The organism is Rhizobium sp. CSW-27 (assembly GCF_018760785.1).
Taxonomy (GTDB): Bacteria; Pseudomonadota; Alphaproteobacteria; order Rhizobiales; family Rhizobiaceae; genus Neorhizobium.
The window spans coordinates 1-16,145 of record NZ_JAHHZO010000024.1; the positions used below are offsets into that span (position 1 = coordinate 1).

General features: G+C 62.3%; 21 protein-coding genes and 1 pseudogene. 1 reads left to right on the plus strand and 21 read right to left on the minus strand.

Annotated features, from left to right (window positions below):
• The 3 genes and pseudogenes from KLP42_RS24990 to KLP42_RS25000 form a co-directional block, all read right to left on the minus strand.
• Positions 1-277 (minus strand): annotated as a pseudogene (locus KLP42_RS24990) (DUF2163 domain-containing protein); the annotation flags it as partial.
• Positions 277-891 carry a hypothetical protein gene (locus KLP42_RS24995; RefSeq protein WP_215570705.1) on the minus strand — a complete coding sequence of 205 codons (615 nt, stop codon included), beginning with the start codon at positions 889-891 and terminating at the stop codon, positions 277-279. The pseudogene KLP42_RS24990 and the gene KLP42_RS24995, both read right to left, overlap by 1 nt.
• Positions 891-3,560, minus strand: a complete 2,670-nt coding sequence (locus KLP42_RS25000; RefSeq protein ID WP_215570706.1) for a tape measure protein — start codon at positions 3,558-3,560, stop codon at positions 891-893. The genes KLP42_RS24995 and KLP42_RS25000 overlap by 1 nt, the downstream gene beginning before the upstream one ends.
• A gap of 48 nt (positions 3,561-3,608) precedes the next feature.
• Here KLP42_RS25000 and KLP42_RS25005 point away from each other — a divergent pair, with 48 nt between their 5' ends.
• Complete coding sequence (locus KLP42_RS25005) at positions 3,609-3,872, plus strand: hypothetical protein (RefSeq protein ID WP_215570707.1); 264 nt, start codon at positions 3,609-3,611, stop codon at positions 3,870-3,872.
• On the opposite strand, the gene KLP42_RS25010 is transcribed toward KLP42_RS25005, so the two are convergent.
• The 18 genes from KLP42_RS25010 to KLP42_RS25095 form a co-directional block, all read right to left on the minus strand.
• Positions 3,859-4,017: a hypothetical protein gene (locus tag KLP42_RS25010; protein WP_215570708.1), complete on the minus strand. Its 159-nt coding sequence runs from the start codon at positions 4,015-4,017 to the stop codon at positions 3,859-3,861. The two genes, KLP42_RS25005 and KLP42_RS25010, sit on opposite strands and share 14 nt — an antisense overlap.
• 29 nt (positions 4,018-4,046) lie before the next feature.
• Positions 4,047-4,532 carry a gene transfer agent family protein gene (locus KLP42_RS25015; protein ID WP_215570709.1) on the minus strand — a complete coding sequence of 162 codons (486 nt, stop codon included), beginning with the start codon at positions 4,530-4,532 and terminating at the stop codon, positions 4,047-4,049.
• Positions 4,529-4,963, minus strand: a complete 435-nt coding sequence (locus tag KLP42_RS25020) for a phage tail tube protein (protein WP_215570711.1) — start codon at positions 4,961-4,963, stop codon at positions 4,529-4,531. The genes KLP42_RS25015 and KLP42_RS25020 overlap by 4 nt, the downstream gene beginning before the upstream one ends.
• A 38-nt stretch (positions 4,964-5,001) precedes the next feature.
• Positions 5,002-5,430 (minus strand): DUF3168 domain-containing protein, encoded by a 429-nt coding sequence (locus KLP42_RS25025; RefSeq protein WP_215570713.1) that lies wholly within the window; start codon positions 5,428-5,430, stop codon positions 5,002-5,004.
• On the minus strand, positions 5,430-5,840 hold the full coding sequence (locus KLP42_RS25030) for a hypothetical protein (protein ID WP_215570715.1): 411 nt from the start codon (positions 5,838-5,840) through the stop codon (positions 5,430-5,432). The genes KLP42_RS25025 and KLP42_RS25030 overlap by 1 nt, the downstream gene beginning before the upstream one ends.
• A complete protein-coding gene (locus KLP42_RS25035) occupies positions 5,837-6,175 on the minus strand; it encodes a phage head completion protein (protein ID WP_215570717.1) in 339 nt (112 codons plus the stop codon). Before KLP42_RS25035 ends, KLP42_RS25030 begins: the two co-directional genes overlap by 4 nt.
• The gene (locus KLP42_RS25040) at positions 6,168-6,353 is read right to left on the minus strand and encodes a hypothetical protein (protein WP_215570719.1); all 186 of its coding nucleotides are present in this window, start codon (positions 6,351-6,353) and stop codon (positions 6,168-6,170) included. Before KLP42_RS25040 ends, KLP42_RS25035 begins: the two co-directional genes overlap by 8 nt.
• Before the next feature lie 8 nt (positions 6,354-6,361).
• A complete protein-coding gene (locus tag KLP42_RS25045) occupies positions 6,362-6,976 on the minus strand; it encodes a head-tail connector protein (protein ID WP_215570721.1) in 615 nt (204 codons plus the stop codon).
• A complete protein-coding gene (locus KLP42_RS25050; RefSeq protein WP_215570723.1) occupies positions 6,976-7,284 on the minus strand; it encodes a DUF7302 family protein in 309 nt (102 codons plus the stop codon). The genes KLP42_RS25045 and KLP42_RS25050 overlap by 1 nt, the downstream gene beginning before the upstream one ends.
• A 69-nt stretch (positions 7,285-7,353) precedes the next feature.
• Positions 7,354-8,832: a phage major capsid protein gene (locus tag KLP42_RS25055; protein ID WP_215570726.1), complete on the minus strand. Its 1,479-nt coding sequence runs from the start codon at positions 8,830-8,832 to the stop codon at positions 7,354-7,356.
• Positions 8,833-8,857: 25 nt separating this feature from the next.
• Positions 8,858-9,724: a head maturation protease, ClpP-related gene (locus KLP42_RS25060; protein WP_215570729.1), complete on the minus strand. Its 867-nt coding sequence runs from the start codon at positions 9,722-9,724 to the stop codon at positions 8,858-8,860.
• Positions 9,721-11,034, minus strand: a complete 1,314-nt coding sequence (locus KLP42_RS25065; RefSeq protein WP_252193261.1) for a phage portal protein — start codon at positions 11,032-11,034, stop codon at positions 9,721-9,723. Before KLP42_RS25065 ends, KLP42_RS25060 begins: the two co-directional genes overlap by 4 nt.
• Positions 11,034-12,851, minus strand: a complete 1,818-nt coding sequence (locus KLP42_RS25070; protein WP_215570731.1) for a terminase large subunit — start codon at positions 12,849-12,851, stop codon at positions 11,034-11,036. Before KLP42_RS25070 ends, KLP42_RS25065 begins: the two co-directional genes overlap by 1 nt.
• The gene (locus tag KLP42_RS25075) at positions 12,835-13,302 is read right to left on the minus strand and encodes a P27 family phage terminase small subunit (RefSeq protein ID WP_215570733.1); all 468 of its coding nucleotides are present in this window, start codon (positions 13,300-13,302) and stop codon (positions 12,835-12,837) included. Before KLP42_RS25075 ends, KLP42_RS25070 begins: the two co-directional genes overlap by 17 nt.
• 117 nt (positions 13,303-13,419) lie before the next feature.
• Positions 13,420-13,746: an HNH endonuclease gene (locus tag KLP42_RS25080; protein ID WP_215570735.1), complete on the minus strand. Its 327-nt coding sequence runs from the start codon at positions 13,744-13,746 to the stop codon at positions 13,420-13,422.
• 206 nt (positions 13,747-13,952) lie between these two features.
• Positions 13,953-14,576: a transcription termination/antitermination protein NusG gene (nusG, locus tag KLP42_RS25085; protein WP_215570737.1), complete on the minus strand. Its 624-nt coding sequence runs from the start codon at positions 14,574-14,576 to the stop codon at positions 13,953-13,955.
• 4 nt (positions 14,577-14,580) lie between these two features.
• Positions 14,581-15,747, minus strand: a complete 1,167-nt coding sequence (locus tag KLP42_RS25090; RefSeq protein WP_215570739.1) for a helix-turn-helix domain-containing protein — start codon at positions 15,745-15,747, stop codon at positions 14,581-14,583.
• A 43-nt stretch (positions 15,748-15,790) separates the two neighbouring features.
• Positions 15,791-16,105, minus strand: a complete 315-nt coding sequence (locus KLP42_RS25095; RefSeq protein ID WP_215570741.1) for a hypothetical protein — start codon at positions 16,103-16,105, stop codon at positions 15,791-15,793.
• Positions 16,106-16,145: the final 40 nt, after the last annotated feature.

Below are 16,145 nucleotides of genomic sequence, written 5' to 3' on the forward strand. Positions count from 1 at the left end.
CATCCTCGATCCGGACGAGAACGTCAGGCGTGAGGCCGATCGAGGGGCTTGCCGCGAGCGTCAGGGTGAAGTTGCCATCGGCCGTCGTGCCCGTCCCGTTTCCGAGATCGGACACCTTGATCAGGCCAAAAGGCTTGTATTCGAGGCCATTCCAGACCAGCGACTTGCTGGCGGAAATGAAACCATAGACACCAGATCCGAAGGTGAAGCGGATCATCTGCCGCGTCGAAACGCGCCCCTGATCATACAGGGCCTTTACCTCTGGAGAGAGCGCCATCAGACTTCCACCAGCTGGAATGACGCCACGGTGCGACTGCCGCTCTGCTGTTTCGACCAACTGCCGGGGACCGGCCTGGTCATCAGCGGGGGACGGACAAAATGAACAGTCCCGCCGGGTTGCGCGACGGACCCGAGCGGAGGGGGTTCAACCTCGATCTGCCGCGAGGTGTTCGCCCCGCTCACCTCGACCACGCGGCCGAGGTAATAGACGCCGGCCCGCTCCAGCCCGATATAGTCACCGGCAGACAGTATCAGCGCCGGATCGACGCCGGTCACGGTCAACCGGTTGCCGTCCTCGATCGCGGACAGCATTCCCGCCTGTTCGGCCGGCGCCTGGTTCCTGCCATGCGCCTTCGGAAAGCAGATGTTCGGGTTCTGGAACAGGACCGTCCGCAGCCCGTCCCGCAGCGACAGCCACCAGGCTTCCAGCGCCGCATAGTCCGAATAGGCGAGCGACTGCGTTGTGAGTGAGATCGTCCAGGCTGGATCAGCGATCTGGGTATAGTTGATGCGGCGGCGGCCGGCTTTTGCCGCCACCACCCCGAGATCAAGCACCGGATCGACGCTGGAAAACCCGATCGCCGGCAGTGCGCGCGGAAAGGCAATTGCCATCAGATAACCCGCCTTTTCTGTGCATCCTTGACGACCTTGATGATGGTCGAGGGCAATTCGGCATCCCGCTTTGCCGCCCAGGCCATCAGCTCGGCATCCGTTTCGCGATTGCCGCTCGCCTGAATGGTCGTGCGCGCATCGATGCTCATGCCGCCGGCCGATCGCAATTGCGAAATGTCCGGTAGGCGCGGCATCGAGGGGACGCGCGGCACGATCTTTCCATTCTGGTCCGGCACGAACAGTTCCGGCCGGTTTTCCCCGACGATGTAGGGTTGCCCTTTCAGGACAGGCCCGCCGGTTGCGCGGAACAGGCCGCCGATCCCGGAAAACAGGCTGCCGAGCAATCCGCCCGACGATCCGCCGGATGATGGTTTGAACAGGCTATCAAGCCCGCGACTGATCAGCATCGAGCCCAGCTGCTTGGCGATGCTGCCCAGCGCCGAACTCAGGCTTTTCGCCCCAAGCAGCGCATCCGTCATATTGCTCTTGAAGCTGTCATAGAATTCGGCCGCGGCCTCTTCGGCCCGCTGCTGTCCTTCCGTGACCTGCCGCAGGATATCCGCCTGCCGCGCATAGGCTTCCGACACCTGGTCGATCTGGCTGCGCTGGTCGGCCGACAGCTGGATGCTGGTGAGATCCGTCTGCCCCTTCCGGCGCGCTTCCTCCCGCAGATCGGCCAGCGCCACCTGTTCAAGGTCGAGCGCCATCCGCCGCTTTTCCTGCTCGCGATAGGTCAGGCCGATGATTTCCTGTTCCTGCACAAGCGCTGCAGTTCTGTCGCGAATGGCCTGCAGGTCGGCATCAAGACGGCTGTCGGCCGTCGCCTTGATCTTCGCAGGAGCCTTCCCCTCCGTGGATCGGGCATCGGCTGCCGCGATATTCGACGCCGCCAGCGCCTTGATCTGGCCTTCCGGCAGGAAACCGCCATTCTCCGCGAGGTCCTTTCGGATCGAGGCAATTTCCTTTTCCAGCTCCAACTGGTCCTTGGTGAGGCCGTTCTGCCGCTGCGCCTCGTCGGCATATTGCTTGCCGAGCCGCACCATTTCCTCGCCCTGCTTTCGCGAGGCAGCATAGCGCTTGTATTCCGCGATCTGATCGGGCGACATTCCGCCGGTCTGGCCTACCTTTTGTCGCAGTTCGTCTACGCGAGCGCTTGCCTCACTTAAGCTATCAAGCAACGGAGCCATCTGCGCCGCTAGCTTCTTAAATGATGGCGACGAATTCGCGAGACCGTAAAGAGCCTGCTCCACGTCTCCCGCCGTTATCTTGCCATCCACGAGCCTGTCGCGAAGGTCCGAAAAGCTTGCCAGCTGTTCCTCGCTGACCAGGCGGCGGGGTGCGTTGTCAACGATCTGGCTGAAGAGATCGACGGCGGCCGCTTTTGTCTCTTCCAACTTGTCGAGAGCCTCTGCCAGATCGTCGGCCAGCTTACTCTTAGCCCTTTCATCAATCTTTTTCGTCACGCCGTCGACGGCACCCGGAACCTTGTTTGCCGCAGCCTCCACTTCCGCCAGCGCCTGCGCATAGGCCTTGGCCGAAACTGTTGCGCCATCGGATGTGGACGAGAAGAGCGCAAGGGCACCGACAACAGTAGCACCGATCACCGCACCAAGCGGCCCTGCCGCCACCGTCAATCCACCCATGGCGGTTGCAAGACCTGCCATGGTGGCAGCGGCCCTGATGGCGGACACGAACCGTAGCAGGGCCGTAGTGCCAAGGCCGAGGCTGACGATCATACCACCGATCGCGCGGCCGACCAGCGCGCCGGCAATAATCGCAGCGACCTTGAGCGTGATATCGGCCGTCTTTTCGAAATTGTCCGCCAGTGCGTTGAGGCCCACCACCAGGCGCTGGCTTGCGCCAAGGCTTTCATCGGTTTCCCCGATGTACTTCGTAAAGGCGTTCGTGACTTTGGTTAAGCCCTGTTCGATTGTCTGGGTGGCATTCGCCGCCATCTTCTGGATCGAAGGCAGCCCCTTTAGAAAGGCTTGGAAAAACTGCTGTCCGGACACTTTCCCGTCATTCACCAGTTCCTTCAGCTTCGAGACCGAGCCGCCGGCTTCGTCCAGGCCGTTTGCAACGGCCATGAGAATGGGGCGCGCGCCCTCATTGATGGAATTGAACTCTTCTGCCTGCACGCGCGTCTGACCGAGCAGCTGACCGAGCTGCGTCAGCGCCCCGGAGGCTTCCGCCGCACTTTTGCCTTCGACCTTCAGCGCCGTGGCCACCCCGTCCGAGAACTTCAGGAGATCGCTCTGGCTGGCACCCAAAACGTCCGAAGCCTGGGACGCCTTGCCATAGAGATCCGCGAGCGCCCCGACAGGTGCTGCATTGTTCTGCGCTGATTTGTAGAGCCGGTCGAGAACACCTGCCTGCTGGTCACCCACAACGCCCGCCACAGCCAGGCTGTTTTTGGCCGTCGTCCAGGCGTCCGCATAATGCCGCACGGAATCCACGGACAGCGCCGCACCGACCCCCAGCAACGGGTTGATCAGGCCCATGGCCATGCTGCGGCCGATATTGTTGAGCCGCGCATTGGTGGCCTGCCATGTCGCTTCCACCCGCCGCGCGCTCTGTGCCGTTACCCCGTTCATCTTCTGAAGATCCTTCATGAAGGGGTTCAGCTCCATGCGCATGACGGCGCGCAATTCGTCCAAGGTTACAGCCATGGGTCATCCTGCTATCAGCGGGGAAATGAAGATGAGGGAGATTCGCAAATGACGGTTTCGACGTACCGCCTGACGACGCTGGGCAAGCTGGGCGCCCTCATGTTTGTCGCACCGACGCCGATCGGTACATACTATCTTATGCCGCCAGCCATGAGCGAGGGCGACGCCCTGTTCGAGAGGCGCCTTCGTGCCATGGGTGGCGCGGCAGACGTCTTCACGCCATCCCCGGCGGTTCTGGCGCTATTGGCGACCGCCACCCTGATCGGGTTCATTCTGCTGTTGATCGGTCGCGAGATCGTCACCGAGGGCTGAGGCGTCGCAGCATGTCCTGATGCTCGGCAAGGCTTGGCGCATCCGGTTCCTGCTCGGCACCATTGGCCTTTGCGAAGCCATCCGCGCAGGCCGCAAACTCCCACAGCATCATCCGGCCGACTTCGGCCGGGGTGAAGCCGATCACCGCCCCCAGCCCGTAAAAATCCGAGAAAACTAGCCTGTCGCCGCCGTTTCCGTTTTCCCGGCCGGCGGCTTTCCCGCCGGCTCGCCCTCCGGGGCAGTCAGGGCATGGTGCAGGATGGCAGCGGCAATGCCGACATTGTCCACCAGGGCAAACCGATCGACCTGGTCCACGTAGCGCGACACGGTAACGAAGGCATCGGTCGATGACGCGCCAGCACCGATCAGGCCGAGCCGGATCGTTTCCCGGACATCTTCCACGCGCCAGTCACCGCCAATAGCGCGCAGGATTGAATAGGCGTTGAGGTCGCGATGGAAGTCGGGATCGTCAAGGCCAGCCGGATAGGCGTCCGGCTCCGGGCGTCGTGCGGCAGCCGCCTGCGGTTGCGCGGACATGAGCCGCGCAAAGATGGTGGCAGGGCCTGCGTTGCAGACGCCCTGCAGCTCCTGCAATTGCGCGAGAGCAAGGCGGAAGGAATGCATCTTGCCACCCAGGGGGAGGGAGATCGTCGCGCTCATGCCGCCGCTACCCACTTCACTTCACCGTCCGACTGCAGCGCGATCGTGCAGGACACATAGCCCTTGCCCTCTTTGGCGATCCCGAGCGAGGTGATCACGAACCGGCCGGCATACCAGCCGCCGCCCTGTGCCGCCGGCAGGTCGAGAAGAACGCGGGTATTGATCGGCTCGCCCGACAGCTGCTGGTCGCGCAGCTTGCCATAGCTCATCGGGTCCATGGTGCCGGCGCCATTGATCGAGGCTGACAGGGTATCGACCGAGCGCAGCACCCATCCCGGTGCATCCGGATCAAGGCAATTCGGTTCGGTCGATTCCGTGGTGGTCGCCTCCACCGTGAAATCCTGCGAGGTGTTGATGGTGCAGGCATGCGCGAACACTTCCGGGTCGGCGCCATCGCCGAATTGCGTCAAAAGCTTCTTGGTCGTCGCCATGACGATCCTCCATGATCAGGGGTTGATGGGTTGAGAGGTCAGCCTGCCGGCTGGGTTTCGATCATCAGATCGATGCGCGCCCGGCGGGTAACGCCGTCCGGATCGCGGCTGAAGGTGATGTTTTCGACGCGCATGCGGTCGAGGACGTGGCCGGCAATCGCCAGGTCCTGTTCGTGCAGACCGATACGCAAGGCACCGGCGATGCGCTTTACCTCAGGATATCCGATCGCGCGTGACCAGACATTGAGGTTGATGAAGGTGGTCGAGCGATCAAAGCATTCTTCATCGATCGGCACGAGCTGGCCCTCGGCGATCGAGATATAGGGAAAGTCCGCGCCGGTATCGGCAATGCGCTCGGCTGCCGCCGGCACATCATCATAAACACGGCCGGCGACGACTTCTTGCGTCAGCTCGGCCACGCGCGCCACAAGCGCCACCTGAATGGCAAGGCTCGTATCCTCGCCCATTACTTGCCCGCCGTCTTCAGCGCCCGGCGCACGGCAGCCCGAACACGCGCCCTCGCCTTTTTCTTGCGCACCCGGATTGCCGGCAGGAAGAATGGGTTTGCCGGCATCCCCTCGCGGCCGAACTCCTGCGCAAGGGCATAATCATATTCCGGGACAGCATAGTCGCTGTCGCGCACCGGCTTGGTGGTGGCATCGCCCCCGGCCCGGATGACGACACCGATTTCCGGGTCGGGCAAGGGTTCGGAGCGGATGGTGCCGGCCAGCGTCAGATCATCCTTCGGCACAAGCGACCGCTGCAGCATGTTGATCTCGCGGCCTTGCAGCATCAGCTCGGCTTTAGCGCGTTTGCGCACCTCGGCCGGGATCCGCTCCAGGCGCCGGCGCAGTTTTTCGAGGCCAATGAACTTCATGAGGCAACCCCGCTGATGACGGTGAGAAAGACACAAAGCGGATCGGTGACGGCATCCACTTCGCGGATGGCATAGACCATGCCGCGCCTCACATCGCGCAGCTGCCAATCCGTGCTGATGGTTTTGGACAAGACATCCTTGCGCAGTCGAACCTTGAGGATGGCGCGACCCTGCAAGCGTTCGGCCACCACTGCCTCGCTACCACCGGCATAGACAAAGGCTGCCCGGCGCTGGAACTGCTCGACAAAGTCCGAGCGATAATTGCCGGCGCCATCATTCACCCGCTCCCGCTTGTCGAGCGCGACACGTTCTTTCAGACTGCCGGCATCAATCATCGCCGCCTGCCTTTGGCGCCGATCGCTCCGCCCTCACCGTCACGGCCGCCTTTACGGCAAGCGCCTGGTCGGCGCAGTCGCGTTTGACCGTGTAGGTTTGACCGGCCTTGTAGGCGATGGTCACGCCGAACACGGGCGGCCGGTAGTCAAAATCCTTGAGGAACCGGACACGGGCCATGGCCGCTCCTATCGATAGATGCGGTAGGGCTGCAAAAGCGCATCGACCGCAAAGGGGAGAGTGACAGCGCTTTGCCCGATCACCACAGCCTCGCGGTTCCGATACCAATGCGCAACGAGAAGCAGGATGGCAAAGCGTATGGGTTCCGGCACATTCGCCACCCAGACAGCAGGCGTGCCGACCGCAGGTGCGCCGACTGTTTTTGCGCAGCCGACCCGGTAGCGGATGATGACACGCTGATTGCGCCCGGAGACGAACGGCCAGGCGCCGGACAGAGGATAGACGCCACCCGCATCGATTTCGTATTCAGCAGGCGGGATCGTCTCAAAGCTATCGGCACCAACCCGAAGCCGGATGGAGACCAGCTCAAGCACCGGACTGAACGGCAGGTGGATGTAGCCGTCAGCCTCGGCATAAAAATCTTCCATGGCATAATCGAGGGTCTGGATCCCGAGCGCCCGCCCGAGCCAGCCGGTCGGCCCATCGATCCAGGTCGTGGCGGCGAGGATCAGCCCTTCGACATAGGCCTCGTCTTCCTCTGGCAGTTCGGCCAGGTGCCGGCGGGCATCCTCCAGCGTGACGATCGGCACGGGTGGCTCAACCACCCAAATATCGGCCGCCATTACTTTTTGGCCTTCGCTTCGAGCTGCTTTTCCAGTTCGGCGATACGAGCGGTTTTTGCCGCCAGCTCCGATCGCAGGGTTTCGAGCTCGGCCGCCTGAGAGCTCTTGGCTGCGGCCCTCTCCTGTTCGGCCGCCTGTCGCTGTGCCTCGCGCTCGGCTTCTGCCTTGGCCTCTGCCTTGGCATCATAGGCAACAAAACTGCCCTTCTGCACGAGCGCCTTGCCCAGACGATCATCGACCGTGATCACCTCGCCCCGGCGCACATTGCCATAGTCGCCATACGAGCTGCGCTTTGCTTTGATTTCCATGTCGGTTCTCCATTGGCGAGCAGGCGGGCAGAACAATGCTGCCCGCCGTCATCTGCCGATCGCGGTTGATCAAGCGGCAAGCGCCGTGGTGAAGTCGCCGGCAACCAGGGCCTTCGGCCGCTTGACGGCGAGCGCCAGGCGCTTTTCGGCGCGGACGGTCAGCATGTTCTTGACGAAGTTGTCGCGGTCTTCGGACGAGATCGCCACTTCCGTATCCATGCGGTCCCAGACCTTGGCGGCCATCTTGAAGGCACCCGCCAAGAACTCGTCCTGCGCCATCGCCTGCGTGGAGATGACCGGCCGCCCCCAGAGCTGGGGACCGAGCATCTGAATGATGGTGGCAAACAGATAGCGGTTCTCACCATCCTTGGTGAGTTCGATATCGGCCCAGTCGATCGGATTGAGCACGATGCCATCGGCCGGATATTCCGCGAGCGAGGCCTGAAGCAGCGCCAGGCGCAGCACATCGATCTTGGTCTTGGCTGCAACCGTAATGCCCGCCGGCTCGGCATAGTCGGTTGCCTGGGGCACCAGGCCGTGCAGGTTCTGCCCGAGACCGTCGCCCTTCAGGATCTGGGCTTCCTCGACAAAGTCGAGCCCATAGCGCAGCTCGCCGTCAATCTCGCTCTGCAGCTGGGGAATGTCGTCCATCGCCTGGCGCGACACCGGCACCCAATGGGCAATGGTGCGCACCGGCGCATCGGCCGGCTCATAGGTGTAATTCGATTCCGGCTTCAAGGCGGCTTCGGCAACTGCGGCTGCCGCATTCACCCGCGCCACCATGCGGGCATATTCGATGCTGTTCGAGGTGGTGGTGCCGACCTGCAGGAGCTGGCGGATGAAGAACTGCCGGCGCGGCATGCCGACCACTTCCGTCTCCCGCTGCGGGGCAATCAGCGCGCCGGCCGAACCGGCCGAGGTGGTGATGGCATTCTGCACCGAGACGTTGACCGTACCCTTGGCGCCGGCTGCCACGAAGGCCTTCACATTGGCATGGTCACCGACCAACTGGCCAAGCGATTTCGGCTCATCCTGTGTGCCGCCACGGCGCGAGGCCAGCCGCTGTTCGAGATCCGTGTTGCGGGTCGAAAGCTGCTCGACCTTTTCCGTCAGCCGGTTCTGGGTTTCTGCAAGCTTGGCCTGGTCGGACAAAAGCTTGTCGGCCTTCTGCTTGATCTCGTCGGAGACCGAGCCGGCGGATTTCGCCTGGCGAAGGGCTTCTTCGGCGGTCTGCTTGACGCCGTCGGAGACTTCCTTCAGCGACGCCTTCACGTCAGCCAGCAGCTTTTCGACATTGGCCTCGTTGCGAACGGAACCGATGATGCCGGCGGGAAGCGAAGTCATCAGGAGCGATGCCGGGAAGGAAGGCATGCGCGCCTTTCGCATGTGGGCAGGATGGGCACCAGCCATCATGACCATCGCCATCACGGGCGGATGGGTGGTGGCGGCCGACGCAAGATGCGCAACCAGGTCCGAAGACGACATGGCAAAGAAGGCGGTGGCGATCACGGCAAGCGCGATCGCTCCGCAAAGAGCGAAGAGTTTCATGGAGATTTCCTCTGTGTCCGATCTGTTAGACGGACGTTTTGAAGGTGTTGAGCGTGGATTTGAGGAGGTCGTTGACCTCCGTGAGGACGGCAGCGTCGTGCATGCCGGTTGAGGCAGCGCCAGGCATGCCCCCTTTGAGAGCCGCAATCAGATCGCGTCGCTCGGAGCGCGGCACGTTGAGTTGCGCCAGAAGATCATCGACGCGGTGGGCGGCGACCCGCGTCTTGGCAGCGGCCGAGTTTTGCGGTGAGGCTGCAATTTCGTCAGAGGAGAGAAGCGAATCCGCCAAACCCTTTTCGACCGCTTCCGCCCCGCCGATCCATGTTTCCCGGTCGAGCATCTTTGCGACCTCTTTGGCATCCATGCCCGAGCGTGCCACATAGATATCGACGGCGGCTGCATCGAAGGGTTCGAGGAAGTCGGCCACCTCGCGCAACTGATGACGGTCACCTTCGGCCACGACCCAGGCATTGTGGATCATCAGGAAGCCGGCGCGGGCAATCTGCACCTCGTCGGCCGCCATGGCGATCACGGATGCGGCCGAGGCCGCTACGCCGAGGATTTTGACCGTCACCTTGGCCTTGTGTTCGCGAAGCGTGTTGTAGATCGCCAGGCCCTCAAAATAGTTGCCGCCGGGCGAGTTGATGTTGACGACGACATTCTGGTCGCCGATCGAACGCAGGGCTGCGGCCACGCGTTTGGCCGTCACCCCCTCGCCCCAGGCATCATTGCCGATCACATCGAGAACCGAGATGGTGTTCTCGACGGTTTCCGAAGCACCCGCAGCTTGCCGGATATCGGGGTTCCAGTTCTCAAACGCCCGTGCCGTCACTTTCGAATGCAGGCCAGGGCGAATGCCGATGGCGGCACTCGGGAGAATACGAAGGGTCATGCGGCCACCTTGTCTGTTTCGCTCTGCAGCCAGGCGCGCATCGCCGCGCGGGCTGTATTGCCATCACTTGCGGCGCCCAGGACTGAGAGCGGCGCAAGGTTGGTCTGGGCGGTCAGTTCATCGCCGCCCTCGACGCGCGGAAGGTTGAGCTTTGCCCGACCTTCATTGCGCGTCATCAGGCCGTTTTGCGTCATCACCGACAGGAACGAGGCTTTGGCGGCACTGTCCATCTGCAGCAGCGCCTCGCGGTTGAACTCGGCATAACGGCGCCGATTGCCGCTCGGGCGGATCAGCTGCTTTTTGATGCGCGCCTCGATACGGTCGCAGAGCGGATCAATGCCGAGCGTCAGCCAGGCGAGCAGGATCTGCTCGACACCCGAGCCCCACATCGTCTGGCCTTGCGCGGCATGCCCGATGATGATCGGCGGCATGCCGAACCACCGGCACATTTCTTCCACCGAGAAGCGGTGGTTTTCCAGCATCTGCGCATCGACCGGCGACAGCGACAGCCGGTCGTATTTGAGGCCGGCCTCCAGGATCATCAGCTTGCCGGCATTGGAAGAACCGACAAACCGGCTCATGATGCTTTCGAGATCTGCCCGCTGTTTCGGATCGAGGATCTTTTCCGAGGACAGGATGCCGCTTGCCTGCAACCCCTTGCCAAACAGCCGGCCGGCCGCCTCGTCAATCGCAATAGCCGAGCCAAAGGTCTGCGACCCGAACTGGATGGGAGAGAGGCCGACATCACCGCCAAAGCCAAAGCCTTTGAGATGAAAGACCTTGTCGCGTGGCAGGATCTCGCTCTTTCCGCGATCGATGACGTTGAACTTCAAGGCACCGTCTGCATCGCGGAACGGATGGCAATGGGTGCTGGGCATTGGCTGCAGCGCGCTCAAGCGCGTGCCGATCTCGACCTTTTCCGCATAGGCATTGCCCGTGGTCATCAGCCAGGCGACCATGGTTTCCCAGAATTCGAGCGGCGTCTGGTCTTCGTTCGGGCTTTCGCACAGGACATCGACCAAGGCGTCGTCGGCCTCGACCTTCACCCGGCTATTGTCGCCGCGCTTCTCAAAGATCGACAGCGGCAGGCAGGATACCGCCTGTGCCGTCAGCCGAACACAGGCCCAGACGGTGGCAAGCTGCATCGCCGTATTCAGCGTCACGGTTTTTCCGGCATGATTGCTGGTGCCAAAGGCTGCCGCCCATCCGGCGCTGTCCTTCAGGCTCAATCGCTGGCTTTTCGTGGCCAGCTCCTCGCGCGTCACATTGGATGGCGCAGTCGCTGCACCGCGTTTGTTGCGTTTCGCCATCAGATACCGACCATCACGGGGTTTGAGAGGAAGTCGTCGAGGTTTTCTTCCGGGCGCTGACGACAGAGCGCGATCCCGACCGACATCGCCGTGGACACCATGCCGTCGATGCGCCCAAAGGCGTTTTCCTTGTCGAACATGCGGTGGCCGGTTCGGTTTTCCGCATAGACGACACTTGCCGCGCACAGATCGAGCATCGGGTTCGGATCGATCTCCATCCGCTGCTCGTAAAGCGCGTTCTCGAACATGTTGATGCTGTGCGGCATCCAGAGGTAAAGCTCCTGCTCACCCTCGGGCGCTTCTCTATCCCGGTCGATGATCCGCTTCTGGAAGCCCTGCGGGTGGATGGTGATCGGCAAACTGACACCATCGGCGGACAGATGCTCCTGCAACTGCTCAAGTCCGTACTGGTCACCGCCGATTTCGAGCGGCGCATAGACGGCGCAAAGCCTGGCCAGCGCTTCGGCAAGCCAGGAATATTTGAGCCGCTGACCGGGCACGGCCTCGATATGCGCCTGGTCGACCCACAGCTCATAGGGCGCCTGGTCGGTATTGGCCCTGTCCTTCAGCGTATCGGCCGGCGTCCAGAACCATGTCTTTGACGCAAGCCGCTCGGCATCCTTGGTGGCATCCAGCACCCAAGTCAGCGTGAATGCGGTAAAGTCGCGCGTGCGTGACAGATCGAGCCCGCCATAACAGGGGTAGCCACCGGCAATCAGCGCCGGCAGATCGAGATCCTTGCGGCAGGCGACCCAGGCTTCCCGCTTGATGGCGGCATTGACCGACTGCGTCCATTCGCAAAAGTGCAGCCGCGCAATGCCGTTGCGCTTGCCCGGCATCTGGCGTGCCTGCTTGACCACCCCTTCGAGATATTCCGTGGTGACGGTCACATCGAGGAGCGGGTTTGCCTTCACCCAGCACGACGGATCGTTCTCCCAATCGTCACCCTCATCCAGCGAACAGACAAACGACAGCGTCGTGTCGTCCTCAATGATGCCGGCTGCTACCTTCACCGCATGTTCGTGTTCTTCCCAGCAGACAGACTTGCGGTCGGAGCCGGAATTGGTCGCCATGACCAGGAGCGGCTGTCGGCGGAATTTAAACCCGCGCTCCAGCATTTCCATGACGTCGCGGTTCGGATGCTCATGCACCTCATCGCAAAGCGCGCAGGATGGACGCGGACCCGATTGCGCCGCATCCGACGAGATCGGCTTGAAGAACCGCTTGTCGCCCTTGGTGCTGATATACGTCAGCTGCCAGACCGGATCGATGCCTGATGGCTTGATGCGCTTGGCCAATTCCGGCGACTGGTCGCGCATGGCAACCGCGTCACGGAAGAGAACCTGCGCCTGGTCCTTTTTGGCAGCCGCCGCATAGACCTCGGCACGCGGCTCGCCGTCTGCCACCATCATCGCAATGCCGATACCGGCGAGCAACGGTGACTTGCCGTTGCCCTTGCCCTCTTCGTCATAGAAGCGACGGAAGCGACGAAGGCCGGTCTCGGCCCATTTCCAGCCAAACAGCGAGCCGACACGAAACGCCTGGCTCGGATGCAGCTTGAACGGCCGGCCCTCGAACTGGCCGCCATTCAGGCGAAGCTTGTCATGGAACCACTTGATCCGCTTCTTGGCCTCTTCCAGATCCCAGACCAGGCCGCGAGCCGGCCCGTCACGCAGATCGAGCAGATGGCGCCGGCAGGTGTTTCGCACATGCGGTCCGGCAATGATTTTGCCGCGCAGCACATCGGCCGCCCAGGCGGTGACCGGATCGTCTTCGTAGCTGATATCCGGGATTTCGACGTCAATCGAACCCTTCATTGTCTGTGAAGCTGAAGCCAAGTTGCCCGCCTGCCTGCAATCCGCGTTCAGCCGAGGGCGTCATGCCAAAATCGCTGGCAAGCGCCCGGATCTGCCGCCATGTCTCGTTGAGCTGCCCGACCTCCGGGCGGCTCTTCTGCTGCTTGCCGTTGCGGGTCATGGTCTCGTAGGTTTCGCCGTTGTCCTGGATATCGACGCGCAGTCGTTCATGACGCTCGACCGTCCAGCACAGCTGTTCGAACATGAACACGTTCGTGTCGTTCAGCCGGTTCTTGCGCGGATCGCAAAGCGAGGGCGACAGCCGGTCCCAGATCGCGGAGACCGTAAACGGCAGCCCTTCCGGCTTCAGCTCGCGTGCCCGTTGAAGCGCGCGGGCCTCAAAATTGGCACCGCGTCCCTCGTCTTCGGTGAGCGGCACGACGTTTTCGGTCGAAGGCTTTCGGCCCTTCATGGATCAGTCCCTCTCAAAATCAGTGGCTTTTTGCCTCCAATTCCCGCTCCCTGCGAAGAAAGGGTGGGAGCCGGTGTGCGACACAGAGGGCGTTTGACTTTTGACCCGCCCTCCCCCTCAGCGGTTCGCGGGGTGGCGCGGATCGATCGGCCAGCCATCGCTACCTGCCGCCGTCGAGAAGCCGCGATGTTCTTCCGCCTGCTTCGTCGCATCGTGATGGGGCGCACACAGCGACTGGAATGGCCCGCCCCAGAACTTTTGCGGATTGCCGTTGTGGCGCTCGACGTGGTCGCAGACGGTGGCGACCGTGATCTTGCCCTGCAGCCGACACATCCGGCACAAGGGCTCGATGGTCAGCTGGTGCTTGCGGGTCTTTCGCCAGCGCGCCAACGAGTACCAGCCGCGCCATTCTTTCGCCTGGTCCGATCGCTGATCATTGCCCATAACCTAGAACGCAAAAAGGCGACCGGGTTAGGGTCGCCTCTGAACACAATTCTGGTAGCTGCCCTGAATCGATGCTTCAAATAGAAGCCGTCAGGGATGGGTTCCGGATCACCTTTGCCCTGCAGCCGTTTGGCTGGCTCTGGCAGCGTCTAGCGCTGGCATCTGAGGGTGTGGCGACTCTCGAAGTGGCCGTTGTCAAATGACTCTCACAGCCGCTCCAGAAACGCAAGAGGGATATTTCTGATTTCCCTCTGGTAAGTTTCCGACCACACTCGGCAATGGGGATCGCGCGACTTTGGCGCGGTAACCTGCAAGACGACAGCATCCAGTCCGGCAAAAGGCCCGAACTTAATCCGCACCCGCGAGCCGTCGCCAATCGTTGCATCCTTGGGCATGCGCTCCGCGTGTACCTTGGAAACGTAAAAACCGAGATCCTGATCGCGAATGGTATGATAGAACTCTCCTGCCCGCAGGAAGTCCACGACGCCTTTGACGCCCCGCAACCGCTCGAACGCCGACACGGATGGTACGATCCGCACGAACACGTAACCTGTGAACGAAGCGCGCTCCACCTCGTAAAGCTTCCCTTTTCGGTTGCGCCTTTCGAGCTTTTCGGTCGGTACGAGAACCTCGACACCGCCACCCTCCAGTCGCCGTCCTACGCTCAGCTCGCCACCCTCGACAACCACAAGACAAAACCACCGGGCATCTGCCGGATAGCGCTTCACGCGTTCTGCCGAGGCAGGTTCAAGACGTGCCCGCAACATGCGCTCTTGCCGTGTCATCCGCGCCTTCTGCCACTGCGAGGGCTCGCCCTGTTCCTGTCGCAAATTCCTAGCCTGCATTGTTCAGCCCCTCGCTCACTTGCCTTGCAAAATCAGTCATCGCGGCATCAACCGCCGCGTCGAGATCGCCCGTCGTCAGATCGACAGCGGGAAACCATGGATATTCGGTCGTCCATTGGAACCATGGCCAGCAGCGGCCAAGGTGCAGCCGTTCCCAGGCGTGGAAGAGGTCGCTTCCACGCTGCACCTGTCGGAAGCCATCGGCGACACCCTTCAAGGCAGGTGGGCAGAAGAACGGCTCCCGGCTTCGTGCCGCCGCCAGCATCGCATTGACGGTCGGCCATCCGCTTGCCGCCCGCTTCTGGCAAAGCAGCACCTCGCGCTCGATCAGCCCCTGATCGAGGCGCCGCTGATCGAAGGCTGTCAGGTGCAGAGGGCCTTCCGGCGGCTGCAGCAGCAGCCACAGCCGATAGGCCATCCACAGCTTGCCGAACGGCTTGGCGGCGACCCGTTCCGATGGTGCGATGACGGGAGCCACGGGCAGCTTTTCCCAAGCCCTTTCGGTCAGATAATCCGCAGGGTTGGCGATCCGGCCGCGCACGGGAACAGCCCGTAGATATTCGGGCGTCAGCCGCAGGCAGGCCGCTCGCTGCTGGATATCCAGCCGCAGGAAGGCCGACTTCGCCCGATTGAGGCTGTATCTCTCCGCATTCGGCCATGTCCGCAGCCACCGCACGAATGCCTTTTCGGCTTGCCGCCGTTCGGCCCCGCTGGTCGCCCGCGCGCTCGCGCTCTCTTTTGGAGAGTTATCTGGAGAGTTCTTTGGAGATTCCTTATCGTGGTGTAGTTTTTCCACCACCTCAGGTGTAGAAATTCCACCACCTTCGGGCAAAAATTCCACCACCTTGCCCCCCTCCGGATCGCCCTCGCCCGCCGCCTCGTTTTCCGCATCGGCCGCCGTCTCATCCACCGCCGGAAACCGCGCGAAATACGAATTGCGGCGGTGCATCTGGCCGTAAAATTCCCCCTTGCTGATCGACAGCCAGCCGGCCGCGACGCCCTTGCCGAGATGCACCAGCACCGTTTTCTTGCTGAAGCCCGTCAAGCCCACCAGTTCGTCAATTGTCGGCCAGCATCCACCGCCGTCCGCGTTCATTTTCGTGCCGAGTGTCTGCAGCACCAGCCGCGTACCCGGCTTCAGGTCGGACGCGGCCACCGCATGCCGCCACCGCCATACGCGGGAAGACCCCTTCCTTTCGTCAGCCATAACTCACGCTTTCACCCCTTGCTGTGTGTTGAAAATCGGATGCCTCACCAAGCGCGATGCGCAGCAGGCGCCCCCGTGCGGCACGGATGAAGACAGGATCGAACGACCGCCCCAGCTTGCGCGGCAGGGTCAGGAACCGTGCCTCCGCGTCGAGATAGTCGAGGCCTGCCAAAAACCGGGCCGCCATCAGTGCCGCGCGAATGGCCATGAATTCCGCCAGCAGCAGGCTTGCCGGCACCTGCAGAAGCCATGCCGCGCGTGCGCTGTCAGTCTCGCAATCCCGAAGATCCTCGATATCGAAGGACATCACGCATGCCCCTTTCGAGAACCAGATCGACACAAAGTAA